The sequence below is a fragment of the Micromonospora sp. NPDC020750 genome (assembly GCF_044334565.1).
Lineage (GTDB): Bacteria > Actinomycetota > Actinomycetes > Mycobacteriales > Micromonosporaceae > Micromonospora.
Genome location: NZ_JBIRTH010000002.1, coordinates 595,095 through 619,195 on the forward strand (window position 1 = coordinate 595,095; position 24,101 = coordinate 619,195).

A 24,101-nucleotide genomic window follows, 5' to 3' on the forward strand; every position below is an offset into this window, starting at 1 on the left:
GGTGGGTCCGGCCCGGGGCCGTCTCGCGAGGGGTGTACAACATCCCTCGCCACGTTGACGCCATCCGTGTCGGCCCCCTCGCCCGACGCGCCCCCTGTCAGGAGGACCACCCCATGGGCCGTTATTTGTTGAGACGGCTACTGCAACTCGTCCCGGTCTTCATCGGTACGACATTCCTGATCTACTGGCTCGTCTGGTCCGTGCCGGGCGACCCGTTCGCCGGCAAGTGCGGCGACCGCCGGTGTCCGGATACGTACATCAACTTCATGACCGAGAAGTACCAGCTCGACGAGTCGATCTGGGTGCAGTACGCCACCTACATGAAGAACCTGTTCCAGGGGGACTTCGGCGTCACGTACAACAACATCGCTGTCGGCGACATCATCGCCGCCGCGTACCCGAACACGCTGAAGCTCGCGGTGGTGGCCCTGGCGATCGAGGCGATCATCGGCCTGTCCGCCGGTGTCCTGACCGGCCTGCGGCGCAACGGCTTCCTCGACAATCTGGTCCTCGTCTCCACCCTGTTCCTGATCGCGCTGCCGGTGTTCGTCGTCGGCTTCATCCTGCAGTGGCTGCTCGGCGTGAAGTGGGGCATCGTCAACCCGACCGTCTCCAGCGAGATGCGGCTGTCGGAGCTGCTCATGCCGGGCTTCGTCCTGGGCAGCGCGTCCATGGCGTACGTCGCCCGGGTAGCGCGGACGAGCATCGCGGAGAACCGCCGGGCCGACTACGTCCGGACCGCGATCGCCAAGGGCCTGCCGATGCGCCGCGTCGTCGGCGTGCACCTGTTGCGCAACTCGCTGATCCCGGTGGTCACCCTGCTCGGGACCGACCTCGGCGCGCTGATGGGCGGTGCCATCGTCACCGAGGGCATCTTCAGCATCAACGGCATCGGCCGCTCCGTCCTCCGGGCGATCGTCACCAAGGAGAGCGCTACCGTTGTCTCCATCGTGGTGGTCCTCGTGCTCGTCTACCTCCTGATGAACCTGGTGGTGGACCTGCTCTACGCCGCCCTGGACCCAAGGATCCGCTATGAGTGAGCAGCGTGGCGAACGAATTCTGAACGCAGCGTGCCGTGACCACCGTCGCGGCACCCAGCGGAGCGAGGTGGCGGCATGAGTGACCCCAGTACCGCATCGATCGTCTCGACCCCGTCAGCGACCACGTCCACCGAGGCCGAGCCCGGCGCCCCCGTCGGCGCCGGCCTGCCGGAGAACGTTCGCAGGGAGAAGCCCCGCGGCCTGCTCGGCGACGCCTGGCGTGACCTGCGCCGCAAGCCGCTGTTCTGGATCTCGGCGACGTTCATCCTGATCTTCATCCTGATGGCGGCCTTCCCGTCGCTGTTCACCAACGGCGACGCGGTCAACGGCGCGCTGGCGAACAGCCGGGTCGAGCCGTCGGGCGACGCCTGGTTCGGGTACGACGTGCAGGGCCGGGACGTCTTCGCCCGGGTCATCTACGGCGCCCGCGCCTCGATCATCGTGGCTCTGGTCTCCACCATCGGCACGCTGCTGATCGGCGGTACGATCGGCATGATCGCCGGCTACCGCGGCGGCTGGGTGGACTCCCTGCTCTCCCGCTTCGGCGACATCTTCTTCGGCCTGCCCTTCGTGCTCGGCGCGATCGTCATCCTGACCACCTTCAACGGGGCGGGGTCGAGCAACAACGAGTGGTACATCATGGGTCTGGTCATCATGTCCCTGGTCGTGCTGAGCTGGCCGGTCGTGATGCGCCTGATGCGCTCCTCGGTGCTGGCCACCAGGGAGGCCGACTACATCGTGGCGGCCCGGGCGCTGGGAGCCGGCACCGGCCGGATCATCATCAAGCACCTGCTGCCGAACTGCCTGGCCCCGCTGCTGGTCTACGGCACCATCCTGGTCGGGTCGTTCATCGGCGCGGAGGCGACGCTGTCCTTCCTGGGCATCGGCCTGAAGAGCCCGGTGGTCTCGTGGGGCATCATGATCAGCGAGGCGCAGAACTACATTCGGGTCTCGCCCTTCCTGCTCTTCTTCCCCTCCGCGTTCCTCGTCACCGCCGTGCTCAGCTTCGTGATGCTCGGTGAGGCGGTCCGCGAGGCCCTCGATCCGAAACTGCGCTAGGGGAGATTGAGTTGTCCGACATTCTCGTGACCGAGCAGTCCCAGCCGGGCGCCGACGGATCCGGCCGCCCCTCAGGCCGCCTCCTGGAGGTCGAGGACCTGCGGGTGGAGTTCCGTACCCGGGACGGCGTCGCCAAGGTCATCAACGGGGTCACCTACCACGTCGACGCGGGGGAGACCCTCGCCGTGCTCGGCGAGTCCGGCTCCGGCAAGAGCGTCACCGCTCAGGCAGTCATGGGCATCCTCGACACGCCGCCCGGGTTCGTCACCGGGGGCCAGGTCCGCTTCCACGGCAAGGACATGCTCGCCATGTCCTCCGAGGAGCGCCGCCGCATCCGCGGCGAGGGCATCGCGATGATCTTCCAGGACGCGCTCTCCGCGCTGAACCCGGTCTTCACCATCGGGTTCCAGATCGCCGAGCAGTTCCGGATCCGGCGGGGCATCGGCCGCGCCGAGGCCAAGAAGCGTGCCATCGAGATGCTCGACCAGGTCAAGATCCCGAACGCCAAGGGCCGGTTCAGCAACTATCCGCACCAGTTCTCCGGCGGCATGCGACAGCGCGCGATGATCGCGATGTCGCTGGCGCTCGACCCGGAGGTGCTGATCGCGGACGAGCCGACCACCGCGCTCGACGTGACCGTGCAGGCCCAGATCATGGACCTGCTCGCCGAGCTTCAGCGCGAGCGGCAGATGGGCCTGATCCTGATCACCCACGACCTCGGCGTGGTCGCCGACGTCGCGGACCGGATCGCCGTCATGTACGCCGGGCGGATCGTCGAGGAAGCCGACGTCTTCGAGCTGTACGGCAAGCCGGCGCACCCGTACACCATCGGCCTGATCGACTCGATCCCGCGGATGGACGAGCGGGGGCAGCAGCTCCGCACCATCAAGGGTCTGCCGCCGAACCTGATGAACATCCCGCCGGGCTGCCCGTTCAACCCGCGCTGCCCCATGGCGCAGCCGGTCTGCCGGGAGAAGGTGCCGCCGCTGCTGCAGATCGGCAGCAACCGGGCCAGCGCCTGCCACTTCGCCGAGGAGCTGGTTAACCGTGACTGAGAACATCCTCGAGGTCCGTGACCTGGTCAAGCACTACCCCGTCACCCAGGGCATCGTCTTCAAGAAGACCATCGGCCAGGTCAAGGCCGTCGACGGGGTCTCGTTCGAGCTGAAGTCCGGCGAGACGCTCGGCCTGGTCGGCGAGTCCGGCTGCGGCAAGTCGACGCTGGCCCGGGTCCTGATGAACCTGGAGCGGCCGACCGCCGGCAGCGTGCTCTACAAGGGGCAGGACATCTCCAAGCTGTCCGGCGGCGCGCTGCGCCGGCTGCGCCGGCAGATCCAGCTGGTCATGCAGGACCCGTACACCTCGCTGAACCCGCGGATGACGGTCGGCGACCTGATCGGCGAGCCGTTCGAGATCCACCCCGAGGTGGCCCCGAAGGGCAGCCGGCGGCAGAAGGTCAAGGAACTGCTCGACCTGGTCGGGTTGAACCCGGAGCACATCCACCGGTACCCGCACCAGTTCTCCGGGGGCCAGCGCCAGCGCATCGGCATCGCCCGGGCGCTCGCCCTGCGCCCGGAGATCATCGTCTGCGACGAGCCGGTGTCGGCCCTGGACGTCTCCATCCAGGCGCAGGTGATGAACCTGCTGGAGAAGCTCCAGAACGAGTTCGGCCTGTCGTACGTCTTCATCGCCCACGACCTGTCGGTGGTCCGGCACCTGTCGGACCGAGTCGCGGTGATGTACCTCGGCAAGATCGTCGAGGTCGGCACCGAGGACGAGATCTACGAGCGGCCGACCCACCCGTACACCCAGGCGCTGCTGTCGGCGGTGCCGGTGCCGGACCCGACCCTGCGCGACCAGAAGGCGATCATCCGGCTCACCGGTGACGTCCCCTCGCCGGTCAGCCCGCCCTCGGGCTGCCGGTTCCGCACCCGGTGCTGGAAGGCGCAGGACGTCTGCGCCGAGCAGGTCCCGCTGCTGGAGATCCGTTCCGGCTCGGACCACGCGAGCGCCTGCCACTTCGCGGAGAAGCGCGAGATCCTCGCCACCCACGAGGCCTGAGCCTCCCGGGCTGACTGACCGCGACCCCGACCGCCTGCCGGCGTCCACCCGACGCCGGCAGGCGGTTCGGCGTTCCCGCCCTGCCCCGCCGCCCGCCCACCCGCCTCGATCGCGCTAATACACGGAATTAGTTGGCTCGCACGCCTCCGAGGCCACTAATTCCGTGTATCAGCGCGGCCTTGCGGGCCCACGGGCCGCGGGTGGCCCGGTGGGGGCGGGACGGTGGGGGGGTGGGGGGAGGGGGAGGGTTACAGCGGGCCGCGGCCGGCGCGGAGCAGCAGCAGGGCCAGCTGGGTGCCGTCGGCACCGAGGGTTTGGCGGAACCGCTCAAGGATCTCCCGTTCCCGGCTGAGCACCAACCGGGTGCCGCCGGAGGCCATCCGGGTCACCCCGACCTCCTGGGACAGGGCGGCCCGCTCCTGCCACAGCTCGATCAGGGTGCGGTCGATTTCGTCGATCCGCTCCCGGATGGCGACGATCCGCGCCGCGGCCACCGAGTCGTCGGTCCCGGTCCGGGGCGTCGCGCCGGCCGCCGACGCGGGCTCCGCCCTGCCATCGCCGGCCGACCCGCCGGCCTCGTGCTCGTCGTCCGGCCGGGACTGTGCCACGCTGCCGCTCTGCTCCACCACGTCTGCCATCATCGCCGTACCCCTCGGACGTCGGGCCCGGTGCCCGGATCCCGGGACGGAAAAGCCCCGGGCTCTCCAGAGCCCGGGGCTTTTCGTAGGTCTGATCTGATCAGGCGCGACCCACGGCTGCCGGACTCCCGGTGCCGTAGTAAAAGTAGAAGCGCTGACCGAACACGTCGTCGAGTATGCCCACCCGCCGACCCGATCCGCAAGGATTCGCGCCGGGTCCACGGGGATCCGCGGTGCGGGGACCCCTCCTCCAAGCCGGCGTCAGGCGGGGAGAAGGGGCCCTGCGCGCACCTCAGCCGAGGCGGGTGATCCGATCGGCGGGGCCCGGTGCCACCGGGGCGCCCGCGCCCACGTACGACACCAGGGCGTCGACGTCGAAGCCGGGGGCGGTGGTCCGGCCGGCGCCGCCCGCCAGCTCGGTGAAGCCGTCGCCGCCGTTGGCCAGGAAGTCGTTCGTGGTGACCCGGTAGCTGGCCGCCGGGTCGACCGGGGTCCCGTTCAGCGCCAGGGCGCTCACCCGGGAGCCCGCCGGGGCGGTGCTGTCGTACGAGTAGGTCAGCCCGGCCGAGACCTGGAGGATCCGCTGGGCGGTCTGCCCGTTGAAGCCGGGGAACTGCTGCTCCAGCACGTTTTTGAGCTGGGCCCCGGTGAACGTCTGGGTGACCACCAGGTTGTTGAACGGCTGCACGCTGAACGCCTCGCCGTAGGTCACCTCACCTGGTGCCTCGCCGCCGGCCGACGCCCCGTACGACAGGGAGGCCCGAACGCCGCCCGGGTTCATCAGGGCGATCTGCGCCCCGTCGCCGGCCGTGTACGCGAGCTGCGCGTCGGCGATCACGTCGCCGAGCGGGCTCTCGCCGTTGGGCCGGACGTCCCGGACGATGTCCGCGCTGATCCTCCCGACCACCCGGTTGGCGATCGGGGCGACCGCCGTGCGGTACTTGTCGGACAGCGCCTTCGCGCGCGCGTCGACCAGCGCGGGGTTGCGGGCGAACACGCCGGGTGCGCTCTGCTGCCAGGTGCCGTCGGCGTTGCGGACGCCGTTCTCGACGACCACGTTGCGGGCGGAGATCCCGGTGAACCGGCCGGAGCGGCGGTCCAGCGAGTAGTCCACGTCGGTGATCAGCTGGCCGTTGGTGCCGGCGCTGGTGACGACGCTCTGCTGGCCGGCCGAGTTCGGCAGCGAGCAGGAGTAGAAGCGGTGGGTGTGGCCGGAGACGACCAGGCCGAACTCCGGCCGCAGGCCGCGCACGATGTCCACGATCGGGCCGGAGAAGTTGGCGCAGTCGGAGACGCCCGGGGTGCTCGGCGGCGGGGACTGCGCGCCGCCCTCGTGCACCAGCAGCACCATCGCCTTGACGCCGAAGAGCTTGAGCAGCCCGCCCCACTTGTTGGCGGTCTCCACCTCGTCCTTGAACGTGACCGAGGTGATGCCGGCGGGGTTGACGATGCCCGGGGTGCCCTCCAGGGTGACCCCGACGAAGCCGACCGGCACGCCGTTGACGAACTTGACGTCGACCGGGGGCAGGATCGGCAGGCCGGTCTTCTTGCTGACCGTGTTGGCCGCGAGGTAGGTGAACTTCGCGCCGGCGAAGCCGTCGCCGTCCTGGCAGCCGTCGACCGGGTGGCAGCCGCCCTTGTTGAGCCGGATCAGCTCGTTGACACCCTCGTCGAACTCGTGGTTGCCGACCGAGCTGACCTGGAGGCCGATCTCGTCCATCAGCTCGATCGTCGGCTCGTCGTGGAACGCGGCGCTGACCAGCGGCGAGGCGCCGATCAGGTCGCCGGCGCCGACGGTGGTGCTGGTCCGCCCCTCGGCCTTCGCCTCGGCGCGGAGCTTCTTCAGCCAGGTGGCGAGGAACTCCACGCCACCGGCCGGGGTGCCGTTGACGGTGGCGCCGCTGCCCGCGGGTGGGTCGATGGCGCCGTGGAAGTCGTTGTAGCTGAGGAAGTTGCCCTTGACCTCGCCGCCGAGCGGCTTGGCGTAGGAGACCGAGACCGGGGCGAGAGCCGCCCAGGGGTCGGCGGCCGGGGCCGGCGCGGGCCGCGTGGCGGCCGGCAGGGTGGCGACGACGGCCAGTGCGAGGGCCGGCGCGGCGAGGTGACGCAGCACCGCCCGACCGCGCGAGCGCGGTTGACTCATGGTTTTTCTCCCAAATCGTGTACGGGGGAGGGATCCGGGGTTTCCCGGTCATCGTCGTGGATCGGGGACGGAGACGCCAGAGCCGGTCGGGTGACGGGTTGGTCTCTTCGGGCCGCGCGCCGGGCCACGGGGGCGGCGGCGGGCGGGGCGGTGAGTCGGGAAGTGTCCGGCGGGCGGCATAGACTCGCCCTGCGATGCAGCCTCTCTTCGACATCCCCGCGTCCCCGTCCGAGCCCGAGCCCGCGTCGGCCCCGCCGCGCCGCGCCGGCCCGCCGGTCCGGCTCGACCCACAGCAGCTGGTGGAGGGCCTGAACGGGCCCCAGCGTGACGCCGTCACCCACGCCGGCTCGCCGTTGCTGATCGTGGCCGGCGCCGGCTCGGGCAAGACCCGGGTGCTCACCCACCGGATCGCGTACCTGCTCGCCGCCCGGGACGTGCACCCCGGCGAGATCATCGCGATCACCTTCACCAACAAGGCCGCCGGTGAGATGAAGGAGCGGGTGACCCACCTGGTCGGCCCGCGCGCCCGGCTGATGTGGGTGTCGACGTTCCACTCGGCCTGCGTGCGGATCCTGCGGGCCGAGCACGAGCACGCCGGCCTGAAGTCGACCTTCTCGATCTACGACGCCGACGACTCCCGCCGGCTGATGCAGATGGTCGCCCGCGAGCTGGACCTCGACCCGAAGCGCTACCCGGCGCGCGGGCTGGCCGCCCAGGTCTCCAACCTGAAGAACGAGCTGGTCGACCCGGAGGAGTTCGCCGGGCGGGCCAAGGGCCCCAACGAGCGGGCGCTCGCCGAGGCGTACACGCTCTACCAGCGGCGGCTGCGCGAGGCGCACGCGCTGGACTTCGACGACCTGATCATGACCACGGTGCACCTGTTCCAGTCGCACCCGCACGTCGCGGAGAGCTACCGCCGTCGGTTCCGGCACGTCCTGGTCGACGAGTACCAGGACACCAACCACGCCCAGTACACCCTGATCAAGGAGCTGGTCTCCGGCACCGAGGGGATCGAGCCGGCCGAGTTGTGCGTGGTCGGCGACGCCGACCAGTCGATCTACGCGTTCCGGGGCGCGACGATCCGCAACATCCTGGAGTTCGAGCGGGACTTCACCGACGCCCGGACGATCCTGCTGGAGCAGAACTACCGCTCCACCCAGACCATCCTGAACGCCGCCAACGCGGTGATCGACCGGAACACCTCCCGCAAGCCCAAGCGGCTGTGGAGCGACGCGGGGGCGGGTGAGCAGATCGTCGGGTACGTCGCCGACACCGAGCACGCCGAGGCGGACTGGGTGAGCCGGGAGGTCGACCGGCTGGTCGACGACGGGGCCGCCCGCCCCGGCGACGTGGCGGTCTTCTACCGCACCAACGCCCAGTCCCGGGTCTTCGAGGAGGTGTTCATCCGGATCGGCCTGCCCTACAAGGTGGTCGGCGGGGTGCGCTTCTACGAACGCAAGGAGGTCCGTGACGCGCTGGCCTACCTGCGCGCGGTGGTCAACGACGACGACACGGTCAGCCTGCGCCGCGTCCTGAACACCCCCCGCCGGGGCATCGGCGACCGCGCGGAGGCATGCGTCGAGGCGCTCTCCGGCCGGGACCGGGTCTCCTTCGGCGCGGCGCTGCGCCGGGCCAAGGACGCCCCGGGCATCTCCACCCGGGCCGCCAACGGCATCGGCGACTTCATCGCGCTGCTCGACGGGGCGCGCAAGCTGGCCGAGACCGGCACCCCGGAGGAGGTGCTGGAGGCGCTGCTCACCCGCTCGGGTTACCTCACCGAGCTGGAGGAGAGCCTCGACCCGCAGGACGCCGGCCGGGTGGACAACCTCCAGGAACTGGTCAGTGTCGCCCGGGAGTACACCGAGCGGATCGAGGCGCTGGGCGCCGAGGGCGAGCGGGCCACCGTGGCCGGCTTCCTGGAGCAGGTCGCGCTGGTCGCGGACGCGGACCAGATCCCCTCCGACGACCCGGACCACCAGGGCGTGGTCACCCTGATGACCCTGCACACCGCCAAGGGACTGGAGTTCCCGGTGGTGTTCCTCACCGGGCTGGAGGACGGCGTCTTCCCGCACCTGCGCTCACTGGGCGACACCCGGGAGCTGGAGGAGGAGCGTCGGCTGGCGTACGTGGGCATCACCCGGGCCCGCCAGCGGCTCTACCTGTCCCGCTCGGTGACCCGCTCGGCGTGGGGGCAGCCGGCCTACAACCCGCCGTCGCGGTTCCTGGAGGAGCTGCCGCCGGAGCTGGTCCGTTGGGAGCGCACCGAGGGGACGTACACCTCGTGGGCCGGGGGTGGCGGCGGCGTCGGGGGTCGCGCGGACCGCCCCGGCGGCTTCGCCGGAGGGACGCCCAAGGCGGCCCAACTGGCCAAGCGGCTCGGCGTGGACGGCAGCCGGCTGACCACGGCCAGCGAGTTGCCCCAGGGGCCCAAGGTGGCGGCCGGGGACCGGGTCAACCACCAGCGGTACGGCCTGGGCCGGGTGCTCGCCGTCGAGGGGCACGGCCCCGGGGCGCGGGCGCAGATCGACTTCGGCGACCAGACGATGTGGCTGGTGCTGCGGCACGCCCCGGTCGACAAGCTCTGACCGCCGGCCCGCCCGGCCGGCGTGCTGCCGGACCGGGCCGGGCTGGCGGGCGGCTTGCGGGGTCGGCTTGCGCTGTCGGGCTGGCGGGGTCGGCTTGCGCTGTCGGGCTGGGCCGGGCGCCCGGGCGCGGGCGCACCCGGGCGGCGGGCTGTCAGCAGGCCACGTCGATGCCCCGGGCCCGCAGGAACGGCGCGGGGTCGATCTGGTTCCACATCGCGCCCTGGTGCACCTCGAAGTGCAGGTGCGGGCCGGTGGAGTCGCCGGTGGAGCCCTCGTAGCCGATGACCTGTCCCGCCTTGACCTTCGCGCCGACGCCGACGGCGGTGCGGCTCTGGTGGGCGTAGTGGGTCAGGTAGCCGTTGCCGTGGTCGACGAAGACGGAGATGCCGTACCCGTCGCCGACGTCACCGGCCTTGACCACGGTGCCTGCGGCGGCGGCGTGGATCGGGGTGCCCGCGGGCAGGGCGAAGTCGATGCCGGCGTGCAGGGCGCCCCACCGTTGGCCGTAGCAGGAGGTGATCTGGGCGCCCGCCATCGGGATGACCCAGGCCGACGCGGGCTTGTTGGTCTTCTTCGGCGTGGGCTTCGGCTTCGGCTTTGGCTTCGTGGTGACCTGCTTCGTCGGGCTGGCGCTGGCGCTGGCGCTCGACGGGCTCGGCGACGGGGTCGTGGGGCTGGCGGACGGGGTGACCGGGGCGACCGACTCGCGGACGGACCGGTCGGCGCGCTCGGCGGCCTCGGCGCGGGCCTGGGCGTCGATCGCCACGGCGGCCGGGGTCGGCTCGTCCCCGCCGCCCGTGGTGGCGACGGCGACGCCGGCGAGGCCGAGCCCGACCAGGGCCGCCGCGCCGATCACCAGGGCCCGTCCGCCGCGCCGGGGGCGCAGTCGGCGGCGGATCGGCGCGTCGGGGGTGCTCTCGTTGCGGATGTTCTCTTCCTGCACGGCGGGGACCTTCATGTCTTCGAGGGGCAGGGACCTCGAAATCTTGGTGTTTGCGCTGGTGGCCGGCGGGTGGGGGCGGGGTTCCGTCGGCCGACCGCAGCCGGCTCCCGCCCGTTCCCTCCCGTCTAGCGGGGCTTCGTCCCGATAAGTGATCATGGCCGACGTGTCGCCGGTCACATCTGCCGGTGTGGCCTAGTAGACATTCGGCCCGCCGGACGACGAAAAAACCGCCCGGATCGACTGATCCGGGCGGTCAACGGGCGATGCTCAGGGTCAGGGCGTGGTCACGTCGCTGTAAAGCGCCTCGATTTGCATCCTGATGTCCACTTCGCGGCTCTGGAGCCACGGCACCGGGTCCCGTGGCTCCCCGTTGACATGGATCTCCAGATGCAGGTGCGCGCCGTAGGAGTGGCCGGTGTTGCCGACCAGGCCGAGCTGTTCCCCGGCCTTGACCTGCTGGCCCTCCTTGACGGTCACCGCTGAGGAGTGGCCGTAGATGGCCTCGCTGCCGTCGGTGTGCTTGACGATGACCGCGTAGCCGTAGCCACCGAACCAGCCGGCCTTGGTGACGGTGCCGCTGTGGATGGCGACGTAGGGGGTGCCCTCCGGGGCGACCAGGTCGACGCCGGTGTGCAGCTTGCCCCAGCGCATGCCGTAGGGCGTGTTGAAGTCGTAGTCCTGCAGGGGCAGGAGCCAGACGTCCTGCTCGGAGGCGGCCTTCGTCTCCGAGCGGCTGTCCCGGGAGGCCGGCTCGTCGGAGTCGGCGCGGGCCGCGACATCCTGGCTGGTGATGGACGCCTGCTTGAGCTCGTCGAGGACCGACGGGCTGACGCTCTTGGCGTCCGGCAGCGCGGCCGCGCCGAGCGCGACCATGCCCGCACCGACGAACGCGGTGGTGACGACGGCTGCGTAGCGGCTGCGCGGGGGGGCGGGTACGCGGCGGCGGCCGCGATATCGATCGGGCTCAGACGACAGGCGCTGGCGCACGCACACCCTCCGTTGTCGGGGTTCCGAAGCGGTCGGCCGGCGCACCGTGAAGCGGTGGTGAACGTCGGCTGGCCGCGTCGTCACCCGTCGGTGGACCTGATGACAACCGTGGTCACGTTAGCCAACCACCACGCCGGTCACAAGCCAGACGGGGCAATTGGCGTGTCGATCCGTCCGTTTGTGTCCGTTATTGTCATGTCTCGTCACGGTCGCCGATGCCCTCGTAGCTGCCCGTTCGTCGCGCAGGGTGACGTCGCCCACCGGATGTCCGAACCTGGCCCTCACCTCTACGCTTCTCCTGGTTCGGACGCCCGGATTCCCCGGTCCCGGCCCGTCGGGTTACCGTTCGTTCAGGTGACAGTCGTAGCGCCTCGAAAGGTGTCCGCTGATGAGCTCTCGTATCCGGGTCGTCGTCGCGAAGCCGGGCCTCGACGGCCACGACCGCGGGGCCAAGGTGGTCGCCCGTGCCCTGCGGGACGCCGGTATGGAGGTCATCTACACCGGCCTGCACCAGACCCCAGAGCAGATCGTGGAGACCGCCATCCAGGAGGACGCCGACGCCGTCGGGCTCTCCGTGCTGTCCGGGGCGCACATGACGCTGTTCCGGCGGGTCATCGAGCTGCTCGGTGAGCGGGACGCGCGCGACATCGTCGTCTTCGGCGGCGGCATCATCCCGGACGCCGACCTCCCCGAGTTGGAGCGGCTCGGCGTAGCGAAGGTCTTCACCCCGGGCGCGACCACCCGGTCGATCGTGGAGTGGGTCCGGGCCAACGTCGCCCAGCCGGTCGCCTGACCCGGCGGTCGCCACCCTCCCCCAGACACGGGGGAGGGGCCGGACGCACCCCTCACACGTCCGGCCCCTCTATGCACGATGCCCCGCCGCCACCCCTCGACCGACAGGGCATCGGCCGTCTCCCGCCGTCGCGCTGACCAGCAGCGCTCCGACATCTGACTCAACGAGGCCCTGGCCAGGGGGTTACGCGGCCCGCCGAACATCGTCGACAGGAATCCCACAGCCGGCCCCACCCGCCCGACGAAACGGCCCGGCCGCCCGACGAAACGACCCGGCCGCCCGCGCGGGGCTGCCCGGATCCGGGGCGCACGGGGGAGCGCCGGGCTGGTTGTGGATTAGGGCACACCGTGCACCCGCTCGGTTGCCGGCCGTGCCGACCTCGCTAGGCTGCGCCCAATGGCCTGTTTCAACTGATGACAGGCATCAAACTGTTTTCACACGCTGGTGGCGGCGCGACGGCGCGCCGCGGAGACGGGACGGGACGCGCAATCGTGGACCTGTACGAGTACCAGGGGCGGGACCTGTTCGAGCGGCACGGCTTGCCCGTGCTCGCCGGCGGCGTCGCCAACACCCCGGAGGAGGCCCGCGCGATCGCCGAACGCCTCGGCGGTCGCGTGGTCGTCAAGGCACAGGTGAAGGTCGGCGGCCGAGGAAAGGCCGGCGGCGTCAAGCTGGCCGAGGGCGAGGATGAGACGGTGGCCCGCGCCACCGACATCCTCGGCATGGACATCAAGGGTCACACGGTCCACAAGGTCATGATCACGGTGACCGCGGACGTGGCCGAGGAGTACTACTTCTCGTACCTGCTCGACCGGGCGAACCGCACCTTCCTCTGCATCGCCAGCGTCGCCGGCGGCATGGACATCGAGCAGGTCGCCACCGAGACCCCGGGCAAGGTCGTCAAGGCCCCGATCGACGCCGTCAAGGGCGTCGACGAGGCGAAGGCGCGCGAGATCGTCACCGCCGCCAACTTCCCCGCCGGGGTCGCCGACCAGGTCGTCGACGTCGCCGTCCGGCTGTGGCAGGCGTTCGTCGCCGAGGACGCCACGCTGGTCGAGGTGAACCCGCTGGCGACGACGAGCGACGGCAAGCTGCTGCTGCTCGACGCCAAGGTGACCCTGGACGAGAACGCCGGGTTCCGGCACCCCGACCACGAGGCCCTGATCGACCAGGCCGCGGTGGACCCGCTGGAGCAGGCCGCCAAGGAGAAGGACCTCAACTACGTCAAGCTCGACGGCGAGGTCGGGATCATCGGCAACGGCGCGGGTCTGGTCATGTCGACCCTCGACGTGGTCGCGTACGCGGGCGAGCGGCACGGCGGCGTCAAGCCGGCCAACTTCCTCGACATCGGCGGCGGCGCCAGCGCCGCGGTGATGGCGAACGGGCTGGAGATCGTCCTGTCCGACCCGTCGGTGCGCAGCGTGTTCGTCAACGTCTTCGGCGGCATCACCGCCTGCGACGAGGTCGCCAACGGCATCGTGCAGGCGCTCGCCCTGTTGGAACAGCGCGGCGAGAAGGTCACCAAGCCGCTCGTGGTCCGCCTCGACGGCAACAACGCCGAGGCCGGTCGGGCGATCCTCGACGGCGCGAACAACCCGCTGGTACAGCGGGTCGACACCATGGATGGCGCGGCCGAGCGGGCCGCCGAGCTGGCGGCTGCGGGGGTCTGATCATGGCTATCTGGCTGACCAAGGACTCGAAGGTCATCGTGCAGGGGATGACCGGTTCCGAGGGTTCCAAGCACACCCGGCGGATGCTTGCCGCCGGCACCAACGTCGTCGGCGGCACCAACCCGCGCAAGGCGGGCCAGACCGTGGACTTCGACGGCACCGCGCTGCCGGTCTTCGCGACCGTCGCCGAGGCCATGGCCCAGACCGGTGCCGACGTCACGGTGATCTTCGTCCCGCCGCAGTTCACCAAGGCCGCCGTGATCGAGGCCATCGACGCGGAGATCCCGCTGGCCGTGGTGATCACCGAGGGCGTCCCGGTGCACGACACCGCCGCGTTCTGGGCGTACAACGTGGCCAAGGGGGAGCGGACCCGGATCATCGGGCCGAACTGCCCGGGCATCGCCTCGCCGGGCGCCTCCAACGCCGGCATCATCCCGGCAGACATCACCGGCACCGGTCGGATCGGCCTGGTCAGCAAGAGCGGCACGCTGACGTACCAGATGATGTACGAGCTGCGCGACATCGGCTTCTCGACCTGCGTCGGCATCGGCGGCGACCCGATCATCGGGACCACCCACATCGACGCCCTGGCCGCGTTCGAGGCCGACCCGGAGACCGACGCCATCGTGATGATCGGCGAGATCGGCGGCGACGCCGAGGAGCGGGCCGCCGACTTCATCAAGGCGAACGTCACCAAGCCGGTGGTCGGCTACATCGCCGGCTTCACCGCCCCGCCCGGCAAGACCATGGGCCACGCCGGCGCGATCATCTCCGGCTCGGCGGGCACCGCCGAGGCGAAGAAGGAAGCGTTGGAGGCCGTCGGCGTGAAGGTCGGCAAGACCCCGACCGAGACCGCCAAGCTGATGCGGGAGATCATGTCCGCCGGCTGAGCCGCTTGAGACGCCGAGGGGGTCCGACCGGGCGGTCGGCCCCCTCGCGTCATGTAGATCAGTCGTTGTTCCAGAACGGGTAGTTGCCGCTCGCCCGCAGGATCAGACTGCCGATGATGTTGATCACGCCGAACGCGATGGCGAGGTAGCCCAGCACCGGCGACTGGCCGTACCGTTTGGCGTCCCGGACAGACAGGTACCCGAAGACGATGCCGAGGACGCCGCAGCAGATCAGGCCCAGGACGATGCCGAGCACGCCCCACAGCGTGGTGCGGTCCCGGCCGGCGGCCGGTGGCGGCGGTGGATACGGAGCGTTCACGGCTACCTCCGAGCGGTCTGCGTCGGCCTGCTCCAGCCGGCCGACGCTGGCCGGCACCCGGAAGAGGCCGCGACAGGAAAAGTTCGTGTCCTGGGCCGAGGCTAGACCGGAACACGGGCGACAAGTCGGTGGATCACGAACTTGCGGCCGATCGGGCGCGGTATCGGACTGCCCCCGACGGCGCGGCGTGCCAGAGTAGACGCGATGTCCTCCGTCACCCCTGATCAGCCCCGCCGTCCGGCCACCGGGGTGGGCGCCGACGATTGGCTCGCCGGCCGCCCACCGGGTCCCCGGGTGCCCGCGCCCCGGGCCGGGGAGGCCCGCCGCAGCCGGGCCCCGCTCGCGGTCGCCGCGGGGGTCGCCGCCACCTGGGCTGCGCTCACGTCGTACCTACCGGTCGCGCTGGTGCTCGGGCTCGCCCAGCTCAGCGAGGACGCCGGCTCCGTCGCCGGGGCGCTGCGCGCCGGGCTGGGCGGCTGGCTGCTCGGCCACGGGGTCCCGCTGACCACCGACGCCGGCCCGGTCGGACTGGCCCCGGTGGCGCTCACGGTGCTGGCGGTCTGGCGGCTGTTCCGGGCCGGCGTGCACACCAGCCGGGCGATCGGGGCCCGGGGCGGGCGCTCGCCGCGCCAGGCGCTCACCGCCGCAGGCGCGGTCGGCGTCGGGTACGCGTTGCTCGGCACCCTCGCCGCGGTGCTGGCCGGCGTCGGCGGGCCGGCGGTGTCCCCGATCCGCGCCGGCGGGACCTTCGCGGTCTTCGGCGCGTTCGCGGCCCTGGCCGGGGCGGCCCGCACCACCGGCGTGGCCGGCCTGCTCGTCGAGCGGGCGCCCGCCCCGGTGCGGGACGGGGTGCGTACCGGCCTGGTCGCCGGGTTGCTGCTGCTCGGGGCGGGGGCGGGAGTAGCCGGGCTGGCGATCGCCACCGGCGGCGGGGACGCCGCGGACATGATCGGGGCGTACCGCACGGGGGTGGCCGGGCAGGCCGGGATCACCCTGGTCAGCCTCGCCTACGCACCGAACGCCACGGTCTGGTCCACCAGCTATCTGCTCGGTCCCGGGTTCGCCGTCGGCACCGACACCGCCGTACGCACCGGCGAGGTCTCGCTCGGCGCGCTGCCGGCCGTACCGTTGCTGGCCGGCCTGCCCAGCGGGCCGGTGGACGACTTCGGGGCGGCCCTGCTCGCGATTCCGGTCCTGGCCGGCATGGCTGCCGGCTGCCTGCTCGCCCGGCGGCTGCTGCGGCGGGCCGCCGAGGATCGGACGGAGGTGGCCTGGCGGGCCCTGCTGGTCCCGGCGGCCCTCGCCGGCCCGGTCGCCGGGCTGCTGCTCGGGGTGCTCGCGGGGGCCTCCGGCGGGCCGCTCGGCGGGGGGCGGCTGGCCGAGATCGGCCCGGTCCCGTGGCAGGTGGCCGGGACGGCCACGGCGGTGCTCGCGGCCGGTGCCCTGCTCGGCGCCGCCGCCACCCGCTCTTTGTCGAAGGGCCGGAAGCCTTCCTGACGCCGAGGGCGCCCCGGAAACTGCCCGGAGCGCCCTCGGTGGTGCTGTCGACTCAGGTGGTCGGCAGGTTGACGTTCGCCACGATGCCGAGGATGAACAGCACGATGCCGAGCCCGGCACCCACCGCACCGCAGATCAGACCGGTCTTGGCCTGGCTGTCGTTGCTGGCCAGGCCCTGGTTCGCCTTCTGCCGCCCGAGGTAGCCGGTGACGATCGCCGCGATGCCGACCGGGACGCCCAGGTACAGGCAGCAGACCAGCGGGATCGACGCGATGCCGAGGATCATCGACACCAGGCCGAGGGTGTTCTGCTGGCCCTGCGCCTGCGGGTAGCCGGCGTTCGGGTAGCCCGGCGCGGCTCCGTAGGGCTGCTGGGCGTACGGGTCCTGCCCGTAGGGCTGGCCCGAGGCGGGCTGGCCGTAGGGCTGACCCGACGTCGGCTGACCGTACGGCTGACCCGACGTCGGCTGACCGTACGGCTGACCGGCGGCAGGCTGCTGGCCGTACGGTGCCTGCGGCTGCTGGCCGTACGGGTCCTGCCCGTACGGCTGCCCCGATGTGGGCTGCTGCCCGTAGGGCGCCTGCGGGGGCTGGGCGTGCGGGTCGTGGTACGGCGGCTGGTTCGGGTCGTTGGGCTGCTGGCCGTACGGGTCGTGACCGGGCTGCATTCGCTGGTGCTCCTTGCCTGAGGCTGCTGTCAGTAGCTGGTGGTGCTGGTATCCGCACCCATGATCGCCCCAATGCCGCCCAGCGCGCAGCACACGATGGCGATCACGTACCAGGCGATGCCGACGATCAGGGCCCACTTGGACCACTTCTTCGACTCGGCGGCCGCCGCCTGGGCCCCCGCGTAGTCACCCTGCTGGATGAGCGGGTTGACCTTCGACGCGTTGATGATCGCCGGGATGGCCAGCGGCCAGAAAAGGAAGATGGCCACGATGGACATCGTCATGTTGTTATTGATCTGTTGCGGTTGGGGGGACTTGTAGTCGGGCTGCATCGCGGCCTACTCCTCTAATTCATCGACACAACGCGCATGTCGGGTCACTGACGGGTGCGGAGCCAGGCTTGTGCCGGGCACCGAGCGACCGGCAGAGTACAGGGTGGGGGCGACAACGGCGGTCACCAATTCGTCGTTGTCCGGATCCTGATTGCCCACGCGGACGGCCGGTCCGGCCTGCCCGCCCACACGAGGGCGGCCCCGACCTGCCCGATAGGGTGGCGGCGTGACCGAGCCCGCGCCCGTCGCCCGCATCGTCGTCCTCGTCTCCGGATCCGGCAGCAACCTCCAGGCGTTGCTCGACGCCACCGCCGACCCGGCGTACGGGGCGAGGGTGGTCGCCGTCGGCGCGGACCGGGACGGCATCGCCGGCCTGGACCGGGCCGCCGCCGCCGGGGTGCCGACCTTCGTCGAGCGGGTCTCCGACCACCCGACCCGGGCGGACTGGGACGCCGCGCTCACCGCGCAGGTCGCCGCGCACCGCCCCGACCTGGTGGTCTCCGCCGGCTTCCTCAAGCTGGTCGGCCCCGACTTCCTCGCCGCGTTCGGCGACCGCTACCTCAACACGCACAACACCCTGCTGCCGGCGTTCCCCGGCATCCACGGCCCCCGGGACGCCCTCGCCTACGGCGTGAAGATCACCGGGGCCACCCTCTTCTTCGTCGACGCCGGGATGGACACCGGCCCGATCGTCGCCCAGGTCGCCGTGCCGGTGCTCGACGACGACGACGAGGACGCGCTCACCGAGCGCATCAAGTCCGCCGAGCGGCGCCAGCTCGTCGAGCAGGTCGGTCGGCTGGTCCGCGAAGGTTGGACGATCACCGGACGAAAGGTCACCTTTCCGTGAGTGCCACTGAGGCCGAGCGCCGCCCGATCCGGCGGGCGCTGGTCAGCGTCTACGACAAGAGCGGCCTGGTCGAGCTGGCCCGGGCCCTGCACGCGGCCGGCGTGGAGCTCGTCTCGACCGGCAGCACCGCGTCGACGATCGCCGACGCCGGGGTGCCGGTGACCCCGGTCGAGTCGGTGACCGGCTTCCCCGAGATCCTCGACGGCCGGGTGAAGACCCTGCACCCGGCGATCCACGGCGGCCTCCTGGCCGACCTGCGCAAGGACTCGCACGCCGCCCAGCTCGACGAGCACGGCATCGCCGGGATCGACCTGCTGGTGTCCAACCTCTACCCGTTCCAGGCCACGGCCGCCTCGGGCGCCGGCGTCGAGGAGTGCGTGGAGCAGATCGACATCGGCGGCCCGGCGATGGTCCGCGCCGCCGCCAAGAACCACGCCTCGGTGGCCGTGGTCACCGACCCGGCCGGGTACCCGGCCGTGCTGGCGGCCCTCGGCGAGGGCGGGTTCACCCTGGCCCAGCGCCGGGTGCTGGCGGCCCGCGCGTTCGCCGCCATCGCCGAGTACGACGTGGCCGTGGCCGAGTGGTGCGCCGTCACCCTGGCCCCGGACGCCGGGGGGTGGCCGGAGTTCGCCGGGCTGGCGCTGCGCCGCGGGCCGGTGCTGCGCTACGGCGAGAACCCGCACCAGGCCGCCGCGCTCTACGCCGACCCGAGCAGCCCGGCAGGGCTGGCCCAGGCCGAGCAGCTGCACGGCAAGGAGATGTCGTACAACAACTACGTCGACGCGGACGCCGCGTGGCGGGCGGCGAACGACTTCGCCGACCAGCCGGCCGTGGCGATCATCAAGCACGCCAACCCGTGCGGGATCGCGGTCGGCGGCGACGTGGCCGAGGCGCACCGCCGGGCGCACGCCTGCGACCCGGTGTCGGCGTACGGCGGGGTGATCGCGGTCAACCGGCCCGTCTCCGTGGAGCTGGCCCGGCAGGTCGCCGACATCTTCACCGAGGTGCTGGTCGCGCCGGAGTTCGAGCCCGGCGCGGTGGAGGTTCTCCAGGGCAAGAAGAACATCCGGCTGCTGCGCGCCCCGGCGTACGCCCCGCTGCCGGCGGAGTGGCGGCAGGTCACCGGCGGCATCCTGGTCCAGCTGGCCGACCGGATCGACGCCGACGGCGACGACCCGGCCAACTGGCGGCTGGCCACCGGCGAGGCGGCCGACGCGGCGACGCTGCGCGACCTGGCGTTCGCCTGGCGGGCGGTGCGCGCCGTGAAGAGCAACGCGATCCTGCTGGCCAAGGACGGCGCGACCGTCGGGGTCGGCATGGGTCAGGTCAACCGGGTCGACTCGGCGCAGCTCGCGGTCACCCGGGCCGGCGCCGAGCGGGCCGGGGGCTCGGTCGCCGCCTCGGACGCGTTCTTCCCGTTCGCCGACGGCCCGAAGATCCTCATCGACGCGGGTGTGAAGGCGATCGTCCAGCCGGGCGGCTCGATCCGCGACGAGGAGGTGATCGCCGCCTGCAAGGAGGCCGGGATCACCATGTACCTGACGGCCACCCGCCACTTCTTCCACTGACCAGCCCGCCCGCCGCCGCCCGCAGCCGGGCGGCGGCGGGTCAGGTGGTGGTGGGGCGGAGCTCGGCGAAGTGGCAGGCCGACGGGTGGGGGTCGGCCGCCCGGGGGACCGTATGGGGTTCCTCGCGGGCGCAGACCTCCTGGGCCTTCCAGCAGCGGGTGCGGAAGTGGCAGCCGCTCGGCGGATCCGCCGGGCTGGGCACGTCGCCGACGAGCCGGATCATGGTCCGGTCGTCGCGGGCGTCCGGGTCGGGCACCGGCACCGCCGACAGCAACGCCTGGGTGTACGGGTGGGTGGCCCGCTCGTAGATCTCGTCCTCGGTGCCGACCTCGACGATCTTGCCGAGGTACATCACGGCGACCCGGTCGGAGATGTGCCGCACCACGGACAGGTCGTGGGCGATGAAGATGTAGGAGAGGCCGAACTCGTCCTGGAGTTGTTCCAGCAGGTTGATGACCTGGGCCTGGATGGAGACGTCCAGGGCCGACACCGGCTCGTCGCAGACGATGATCTCCGGGCGCAGGGCGAGCGCGCGGGCGATGCCGATGCGCTGACGCTGCCCCCCGGAGAACTGGTGCGGGTACCGGTTGACGTGCTCCGGGTTCAACCCGACCACGTCCAGCAGCTCCTGCACCCGCTTGCGCTTGCTGCCCTTCGGCGCGGCGTCCGGGTGGATGTCGAACGGCTCCCCGATGATGTCGCCGACCGTCATCCGCGGGTTCAGCGAGGTGTACGGGTCCTGCATCACCATCTGCATGTTGCGGCGCAGCCGGCGCAGCTCCGCCCCGGACGCCCTGAACAGGTCATTCCCCTCCAGCGTGGCCCGGCCGGAGGTGGGCGTCTCCAGCCGCATCAGCAGCCGGGCCAGGGTGGACTTGCCGCAGCCGGACTCGCCGACCACGCCGAGGGTCTCCCCCCGGCGCAGCTCGAAGCTGACCCCGTCGACGGCACGCACCGCGCCGACCTGGCGCTGGAACAGCACCCCCTGGGTGATCGGGAAGTGCTTGACCAGGTTGTCGACGGCGAGGACGGTCTCGCCCCGCACCTTGGCCGGGTTAGCGGGCGCTGTCATCACGGACCTCCTGCGCGAAGTGGCACGCGCTGGTCCGGCCGTCGCCGAGGACCAGGTCGTGCGGCACCACGTCGACGCAGACCTGCTGCACGTACGGGCACCGGGGGTGGAAGGGGCAGCCGGAGGGGATCCGCATCAGGTTCGGCGGCAGCCCTCTGATCGTCGACAGGGCCTGGCCGCGTACGTCCAGGCGCGGGATCGACTCCAGCAACCCCTTCGTGTACGGGTGGGCCGGCGCCCGGTACAGCGAGCGGACGTCGGCGTGCTCGATGATCCGGCCCGCGTACATGACGGCGATCCGGTCCGCGACGCCGGCCACCACGCCGAGGTCGTGGGTGATCAGGATCATCGCCATGTCCAGGTCCCGCCGCAGGTCGGCGAGCAGGTCCATGATCTGGGCCTGCACGGTGACGTCCAGCGCGGTGGTCGGCTCGTCGGCGATCAGCACCTTCGGGTCCAGCGCCAGCGCCATCGCGATCATGACGCGCTGCCGCATGCCGCCGGAGAACTGGTGCGGGTAGTCGCCGAGCCGGCTGGCCGCCGCCGGGATCCGCACCAGGTCCATCAGCTCGACGGTCCGGGCCCTGGCGTCGCCCCGGGACATCCCCTCCCGGTGGCGCAGCGTCTCGCCGATCTGCCAGCCGACCGGGAAGACCGGGTTCAGCGCGGACAGGGCGTCCTGGAAGATCATCGCGATCTCCTTGCCGCGCACCTGGCGACGCTGTTCCTCCGACTGGCCGAGCAGGTCCCGGCCCCGGTAGAGGATCTGCCCGGAGCGGACGTGCGCCGGGGGGGTGTCCAGGATGCCCATGATCGCCTGCGCGGTGACGGACTTGCCGGACCCGGACTCGCCGAGCACGGCCAGGGTCTCGCCGGCGTCCAGGTGGTACGAGACGCCGTTGATCACCCGGGCCACCCCCTCGCTGGTGCGGAACTCGACGTGCAGGTCCCGGACATCCAGGAGGTGGCCGCCCTCGGGCGTCGGAGAGGCCGGCGTCGGCCTGACGGCGGAGTGGCTCATGAGGGGATCACCGCAGCTTCGGGTCGAAGGCGTCACGGATCGCGTCGCCGAGCATGATGAAGGCCAGCACGGTCAGCGCGAGGAAGGTCGAGGGCACCACCAGCGGGGTGGCGGACTCCCGCATGTGCACCCGGCCGGCGTCGATGTCGATGCCCCAGGAGATGGTCGGCGCCTTGAGGCCGATGCCGAGGAAGCTCAGCGTCGCCTCGGCGGAGATGAACGAGCCGAGCGCGATGGTGAGCACCACGATCGCCGGGGCGAGCGCGTTCGGCAGGATGTGCCGCCACATGATCCGGCCGTTGCCGGCACCGAGCATCCGGGCGGCGGCGACGTAGTCCTGCTCCTTGGCGGTGATCACCGAGGAGCGGATCACCCGGGCCGCCGTGGTCCAGCCGAGCACCGCCAGCACGAAGATCACCGCGAACAGCCGGACGTTGTCGCTGCTGGCGCTCACCCGCTTGAGCAGCACGATCGCGGCGAGCAGCAGCGGGATGCCGAGCACGATGTCGATCACCCGGGAGAGCACCGCGTCGACCCACCGGCCGAAGTATCCGGCGAGCATCCCGACGACCACCGCGATCAGCCCGGTGAACAGCGCCGAGAGCGCGCCGACCAGCAGCGACGCGCGGGCCCCGTAGACCGCCCGGGCGTACGTGTCGCAGCCCTGGAAGTCGTACCCGAAGATGGCCCCGCCGGACGGCCCGGCGTGCTGGCGGGAGAGCACGCAGTCGCGCGGGTCGTTGGCCGTGAACAGCGCCGGGACGACCGCCATCGCGGCGATCAGGACGACCAGGAACAGGCTGATCCAGAAGATCGGTTTGCGGCGCAGGTCGCGCCAGGCGTCGCCGGCCAGGCTGCGCGGCTTCCTCGGCACGCCGACCTGGTTGGGCGCCCCGGGCTCGCCCGACGGCCCCCGCCGCGCGGCCTGGTTCTCGGTGGCCGCCACGGTCTCGAAGTCGCTCATGCCGCCACCCCGCTGCGCTCACTCGTGCACGCTGCTTCACTCATAGCGGATCCTCGGATCGAGTACGGCGTACAGGACGTCCACCACCAGGTTGGAGACGAGGTAGACCACGACGAGCACGCTGACGATGCCCACCACCAGCGGGCCGTCCTCGGTGCGGATGCCGCGGAACAGGTTGAACCCGACGCCGGGGATGTTGAACACGCCCTCGGTGATGATCGCGCCGCTCATCAGATTGCCCAGTTCGACGCCGAGGAAGGTGATCACCGGGATGAGCGAGTTGCGCAGCACGTGCACGCCCACGATCCGCCGCTTGACCAGGCCCTTCGACCGGGCGGTGCGGACGTAGTCGGCGCGCAGGTTTTCCGCGACCGAGGTCCGGGTCAGCCGCAGCGCGGTGGCCAGCGACAGCGAACCGAGCACGATGCCGGGCAGCAGCAGCGCGTACAGGTCGGGATCGGCGCCGGCGGTGGCCGGGAAGAGCTGCCACTTGACGCCGAGGAGGTACTGGGCGAGCGGGGCCAGCACGATCGTGGGGATGCCGAGCACCAGCAGGGTGAGCACCAGCGTCGCGTTGTCGAAGACGCTGCCCCGCCGGATGCCGGCGATCACCCCGGCGGTGACCCCGAAGACGATCGTCACCGCCATGGCGATCAGGGCGAGCTTGACGGTGACCGGCCAGGCGGCGGCGAGGATGTCGCCGATCTGCCGGCCGGTCAGCGACTGTCCCAGGTCGCCCTGGAGCAGGTTCTTCAGGTAGTCGAAGTAGCGGTAGAAGAAGCCGCCGACACCGGTCTGGTCGAGGTGGAACTTCTCCGTCAGGTATGCCCGCTGGGCGGCGGTGACCGGGCGTTCCCCCGCGAGCGCCTGGATGGGGTCGCCCTGACCGGCGAACATCAGCGCGTAGACGATCAGCGTGGTCCCGAAGAAGGCGAGGACCATCTGGAGCAGTCGCCGCAGAATGAAGCGGAGCATACTGAGCAGTCTTCCTGAAAAGGGGCAAAG

22 protein-coding genes are annotated in these 24,101 nt (G+C 71.5%); 11 read left to right on the plus strand and 11 right to left on the minus strand.

Features of this window, described 5'->3' with window-relative positions:
* Positions 1 to 113 precede the first annotated feature (113 nt).
* From ACH4T9_RS08015 to ACH4T9_RS08030, 4 genes are all read left to right on the plus strand, one after another.
* Positions 114 to 1,040 carry an ABC transporter permease gene (locus ACH4T9_RS08015; protein WP_387015194.1) on the plus strand — a complete coding sequence of 309 codons (927 nt, stop codon included), beginning with the start codon at positions 114 to 116 and terminating at the stop codon, positions 1,038 to 1,040.
* 75 nt (positions 1,041 to 1,115) lie between these two features.
* Positions 1,116 to 2,099 carry an ABC transporter permease gene (locus tag ACH4T9_RS08020; RefSeq protein WP_350881799.1) on the plus strand — a complete coding sequence of 328 codons (984 nt, stop codon included), beginning with the start codon at positions 1,116 to 1,118 and terminating at the stop codon, positions 2,097 to 2,099.
* 26 nt (positions 2,100 to 2,125) lie between these two features.
* Positions 2,126 to 3,154: an ABC transporter ATP-binding protein gene (locus tag ACH4T9_RS08025; protein ID WP_396670745.1), complete on the plus strand. Its 1,029-nt coding sequence runs from the start codon at positions 2,126 to 2,128 to the stop codon at positions 3,152 to 3,154.
* Complete coding sequence (locus tag ACH4T9_RS08030) at positions 3,147 to 4,160, plus strand: ABC transporter ATP-binding protein (RefSeq protein ID WP_396670266.1); 1,014 nt, start codon at positions 3,147 to 3,149, stop codon at positions 4,158 to 4,160. The genes ACH4T9_RS08025 and ACH4T9_RS08030 overlap by 8 nt, the downstream gene beginning before the upstream one ends.
* 248 nt (positions 4,161 to 4,408) lie before the next feature.
* Here the strand turns inward: ACH4T9_RS08030 and ACH4T9_RS08035 are convergent, their stop codons facing one another.
* Both ACH4T9_RS08035 and ACH4T9_RS08040 read right to left on the minus strand, forming a co-directional pair.
* A complete protein-coding gene (locus ACH4T9_RS08035) occupies positions 4,409 to 4,801 on the minus strand; it encodes a chorismate mutase (RefSeq protein ID WP_396670265.1) in 393 nt (130 codons plus the stop codon).
* 289 nt (positions 4,802 to 5,090) lie between these two features.
* Positions 5,091 to 6,941 (minus strand): bifunctional metallophosphatase/5'-nucleotidase, encoded by a 1,851-nt coding sequence (locus tag ACH4T9_RS08040; protein ID WP_396670264.1) that lies wholly within the window; start codon positions 6,939 to 6,941, stop codon positions 5,091 to 5,093.
* Positions 6,942 to 7,135: 194 nt separating this feature from the next.
* On the opposite strand from ACH4T9_RS08040, the gene pcrA reads away from it, so the two are divergent.
* Positions 7,136 to 9,526 (plus strand): DNA helicase PcrA, encoded by a 2,391-nt coding sequence (gene pcrA, locus ACH4T9_RS08045; protein WP_396670263.1) that lies wholly within the window; start codon positions 7,136 to 7,138, stop codon positions 9,524 to 9,526.
* Positions 9,527 to 9,677: 151 nt separating this feature from the next.
* On the opposite strand, the gene ACH4T9_RS08050 is transcribed toward pcrA, so the two are convergent.
* On the minus strand, positions 9,678 to 10,484 hold the full coding sequence (locus ACH4T9_RS08050; RefSeq protein WP_396670262.1) for a M23 family metallopeptidase: 807 nt from the start codon (positions 10,482 to 10,484) through the stop codon (positions 9,678 to 9,680).
* Positions 10,485 to 10,742: 258 nt separating this feature from the next.
* On the minus strand, positions 10,743 to 11,456 hold the full coding sequence (locus ACH4T9_RS08055; protein ID WP_396670261.1) for a M23 family metallopeptidase: 714 nt from the start codon (positions 11,454 to 11,456) through the stop codon (positions 10,743 to 10,745).
* Between the two features lie 388 nt (positions 11,457 to 11,844).
* On the opposite strand from ACH4T9_RS08055, the gene ACH4T9_RS08060 reads away from it, so the two are divergent.
* The 3 genes from ACH4T9_RS08060 to sucD all read left to right on the plus strand — a co-directional run bounded on the left by ACH4T9_RS08060 (position 11,845) and on the right by sucD (position 14,809).
* Entirely contained in the window at positions 11,845 to 12,249 is a 405-nt protein-coding gene (locus ACH4T9_RS08060; protein WP_161685713.1) for a cobalamin B12-binding domain-containing protein, read from the plus strand.
* A gap of 491 nt (positions 12,250 to 12,740) precedes the next feature.
* Positions 12,741 to 13,919: an ADP-forming succinate--CoA ligase subunit beta gene (gene sucC / locus ACH4T9_RS08065; RefSeq protein ID WP_396670260.1), complete on the plus strand. Its 1,179-nt coding sequence runs from the start codon at positions 12,741 to 12,743 to the stop codon at positions 13,917 to 13,919.
* 2 nt (positions 13,920 to 13,921) lie between these two features.
* A complete protein-coding gene (gene sucD / locus ACH4T9_RS08070; RefSeq protein WP_396670259.1) occupies positions 13,922 to 14,809 on the plus strand; it encodes a succinate--CoA ligase subunit alpha in 888 nt (295 codons plus the stop codon).
* 58 nt (positions 14,810 to 14,867) lie between these two features.
* On the opposite strand, the gene ACH4T9_RS08075 is transcribed toward sucD, so the two are convergent.
* Positions 14,868 to 15,128, minus strand: a complete 261-nt coding sequence (locus tag ACH4T9_RS08075) for a DUF4190 domain-containing protein (protein WP_387015218.1) — start codon at positions 15,126 to 15,128, stop codon at positions 14,868 to 14,870.
* A 204-nt stretch (positions 15,129 to 15,332) separates the two neighbouring features.
* Here ACH4T9_RS08075 and ACH4T9_RS08080 point away from each other — a divergent pair, with 204 nt between their 5' ends.
* Positions 15,333 to 16,625, plus strand: a complete 1,293-nt coding sequence (locus tag ACH4T9_RS08080; RefSeq protein ID WP_396670258.1) for a DUF6350 family protein — start codon at positions 15,333 to 15,335, stop codon at positions 16,623 to 16,625.
* Between the two features lie 52 nt (positions 16,626 to 16,677).
* On the opposite strand, the gene ACH4T9_RS08085 is transcribed toward ACH4T9_RS08080, so the two are convergent.
* Both ACH4T9_RS08085 and ACH4T9_RS08090 read right to left on the minus strand, forming a co-directional pair.
* A complete protein-coding gene (locus tag ACH4T9_RS08085; protein ID WP_396670257.1) occupies positions 16,678 to 17,292 on the minus strand; it encodes a hypothetical protein in 615 nt (204 codons plus the stop codon).
* Between the two features lie 29 nt (positions 17,293 to 17,321).
* Positions 17,322 to 17,624 (minus strand): CD225/dispanin family protein, encoded by a 303-nt coding sequence (locus ACH4T9_RS08090; protein ID WP_396670256.1) that lies wholly within the window; start codon positions 17,622 to 17,624, stop codon positions 17,322 to 17,324.
* A gap of 226 nt (positions 17,625 to 17,850) precedes the next feature.
* Between ACH4T9_RS08090 and purN the strand changes: the two genes are divergently transcribed.
* Together purN and purH are read left to right on the plus strand one after the other, a co-directional pair.
* A complete protein-coding gene (gene purN / locus ACH4T9_RS08095; protein ID WP_396670255.1) occupies positions 17,851 to 18,471 on the plus strand; it encodes a phosphoribosylglycinamide formyltransferase in 621 nt (206 codons plus the stop codon).
* The gene (gene purH, locus ACH4T9_RS08100) at positions 18,468 to 20,039 is read left to right on the plus strand and encodes a bifunctional phosphoribosylaminoimidazolecarboxamide formyltransferase/IMP cyclohydrolase (protein ID WP_396670254.1); all 1,572 of its coding nucleotides are present in this window, start codon (positions 18,468 to 18,470) and stop codon (positions 20,037 to 20,039) included. Before purN ends, purH begins: the two co-directional genes overlap by 4 nt.
* A 40-nt stretch (positions 20,040 to 20,079) precedes the next feature.
* Here purH and ACH4T9_RS08105 read toward each other — a convergent pair whose 3' ends face one another.
* From ACH4T9_RS08105 to ACH4T9_RS08120, 4 genes are read right to left on the minus strand one after another with little or no spacing between them, the layout of a single operon-like run.
* A complete protein-coding gene (locus ACH4T9_RS08105; RefSeq protein WP_396670253.1) occupies positions 20,080 to 21,111 on the minus strand; it encodes an ABC transporter ATP-binding protein in 1,032 nt (343 codons plus the stop codon).
* Positions 21,095 to 22,132, minus strand: coding sequence for an ABC transporter ATP-binding protein (locus ACH4T9_RS08110; RefSeq protein ID WP_396670252.1), 1,038 nt, complete (start codon positions 22,130 to 22,132; stop codon positions 21,095 to 21,097). Before ACH4T9_RS08110 ends, ACH4T9_RS08105 begins: the two co-directional genes overlap by 17 nt.
* Before the next feature lie 7 nt (positions 22,133 to 22,139).
* Positions 22,140 to 23,096 (minus strand): ABC transporter permease, encoded by a 957-nt coding sequence (locus tag ACH4T9_RS08115; protein ID WP_396670251.1) that lies wholly within the window; start codon positions 23,094 to 23,096, stop codon positions 22,140 to 22,142.
* A gap of 36 nt (positions 23,097 to 23,132) precedes the next feature.
* Positions 23,133 to 24,071 (minus strand): ABC transporter permease, encoded by a 939-nt coding sequence (locus ACH4T9_RS08120; RefSeq protein WP_396670250.1) that lies wholly within the window; start codon positions 24,069 to 24,071, stop codon positions 23,133 to 23,135.
* Between the last annotated feature and the right edge of the window lie 30 nt (positions 24,072 to 24,101).

Excerpts from the sequence above, each read along its gene's own strand:
- ACH4T9_RS08015 (WP_387015194.1), top strand. The coding sequence starts at position 114 with ATGGGCCGTTATTTGTTGAGACGGCTACTGCAACTCGTCCCGGTCTTC.
- ACH4T9_RS08020 (WP_350881799.1), top strand. The coding sequence starts at position 1,116 with ATGAGTGACCCCAGTACCGCATCGATCGTCTCGACCCCGTCAGCGACC.
- ACH4T9_RS08035 (WP_396670265.1), bottom strand. The coding sequence starts at position 4,801 with ATGATGGCAGACGTGGTGGAGCAGAGCGGCAGCGTGGCACAGTCCCGG.
- ACH4T9_RS08040 (WP_396670264.1), bottom strand. The coding sequence starts at position 6,941 with ATGAGTCAACCGCGCTCGCGCGGTCGGGCGGTGCTGCGTCACCTCGCC.
- pcrA (WP_396670263.1), top strand. The coding sequence starts at position 7,136 with ATGCAGCCTCTCTTCGACATCCCCGCGTCCCCGTCCGAGCCCGAGCCC.
- ACH4T9_RS08050 (WP_396670262.1), bottom strand. The coding sequence starts at position 10,484 with ATGAAGGTCCCCGCCGTGCAGGAAGAGAACATCCGCAACGAGAGCACC.
- ACH4T9_RS08060 (WP_161685713.1), top strand. The coding sequence starts at position 11,845 with ATGAGCTCTCGTATCCGGGTCGTCGTCGCGAAGCCGGGCCTCGACGGC.
- sucD (WP_396670259.1), top strand. The coding sequence starts at position 13,922 with ATGGCTATCTGGCTGACCAAGGACTCGAAGGTCATCGTGCAGGGGATG.
- ACH4T9_RS08080 (WP_396670258.1), top strand. The coding sequence starts at position 15,333 with ATGTCCTCCGTCACCCCTGATCAGCCCCGCCGTCCGGCCACCGGGGTG.
- ACH4T9_RS08085 (WP_396670257.1), bottom strand. The coding sequence starts at position 17,292 with ATGCAGCCCGGTCACGACCCGTACGGCCAGCAGCCCAACGACCCGAAC.
- ACH4T9_RS08090 (WP_396670256.1), bottom strand. The coding sequence starts at position 17,624 with ATGCAGCCCGACTACAAGTCCCCCCAACCGCAACAGATCAATAACAAC.
- ACH4T9_RS08105 (WP_396670253.1), bottom strand. The coding sequence starts at position 21,111 with ATGACAGCGCCCGCTAACCCGGCCAAGGTGCGGGGCGAGACCGTCCTC.
- ACH4T9_RS08110 (WP_396670252.1), bottom strand. The coding sequence starts at position 22,132 with ATGAGCCACTCCGCCGTCAGGCCGACGCCGGCCTCTCCGACGCCCGAG.
- ACH4T9_RS08115 (WP_396670251.1), bottom strand. The coding sequence starts at position 23,096 with ATGAGCGACTTCGAGACCGTGGCGGCCACCGAGAACCAGGCCGCGCGG.
- ACH4T9_RS08120 (WP_396670250.1), bottom strand. The coding sequence starts at position 24,071 with ATGCTCCGCTTCATTCTGCGGCGACTGCTCCAGATGGTCCTCGCCTTC.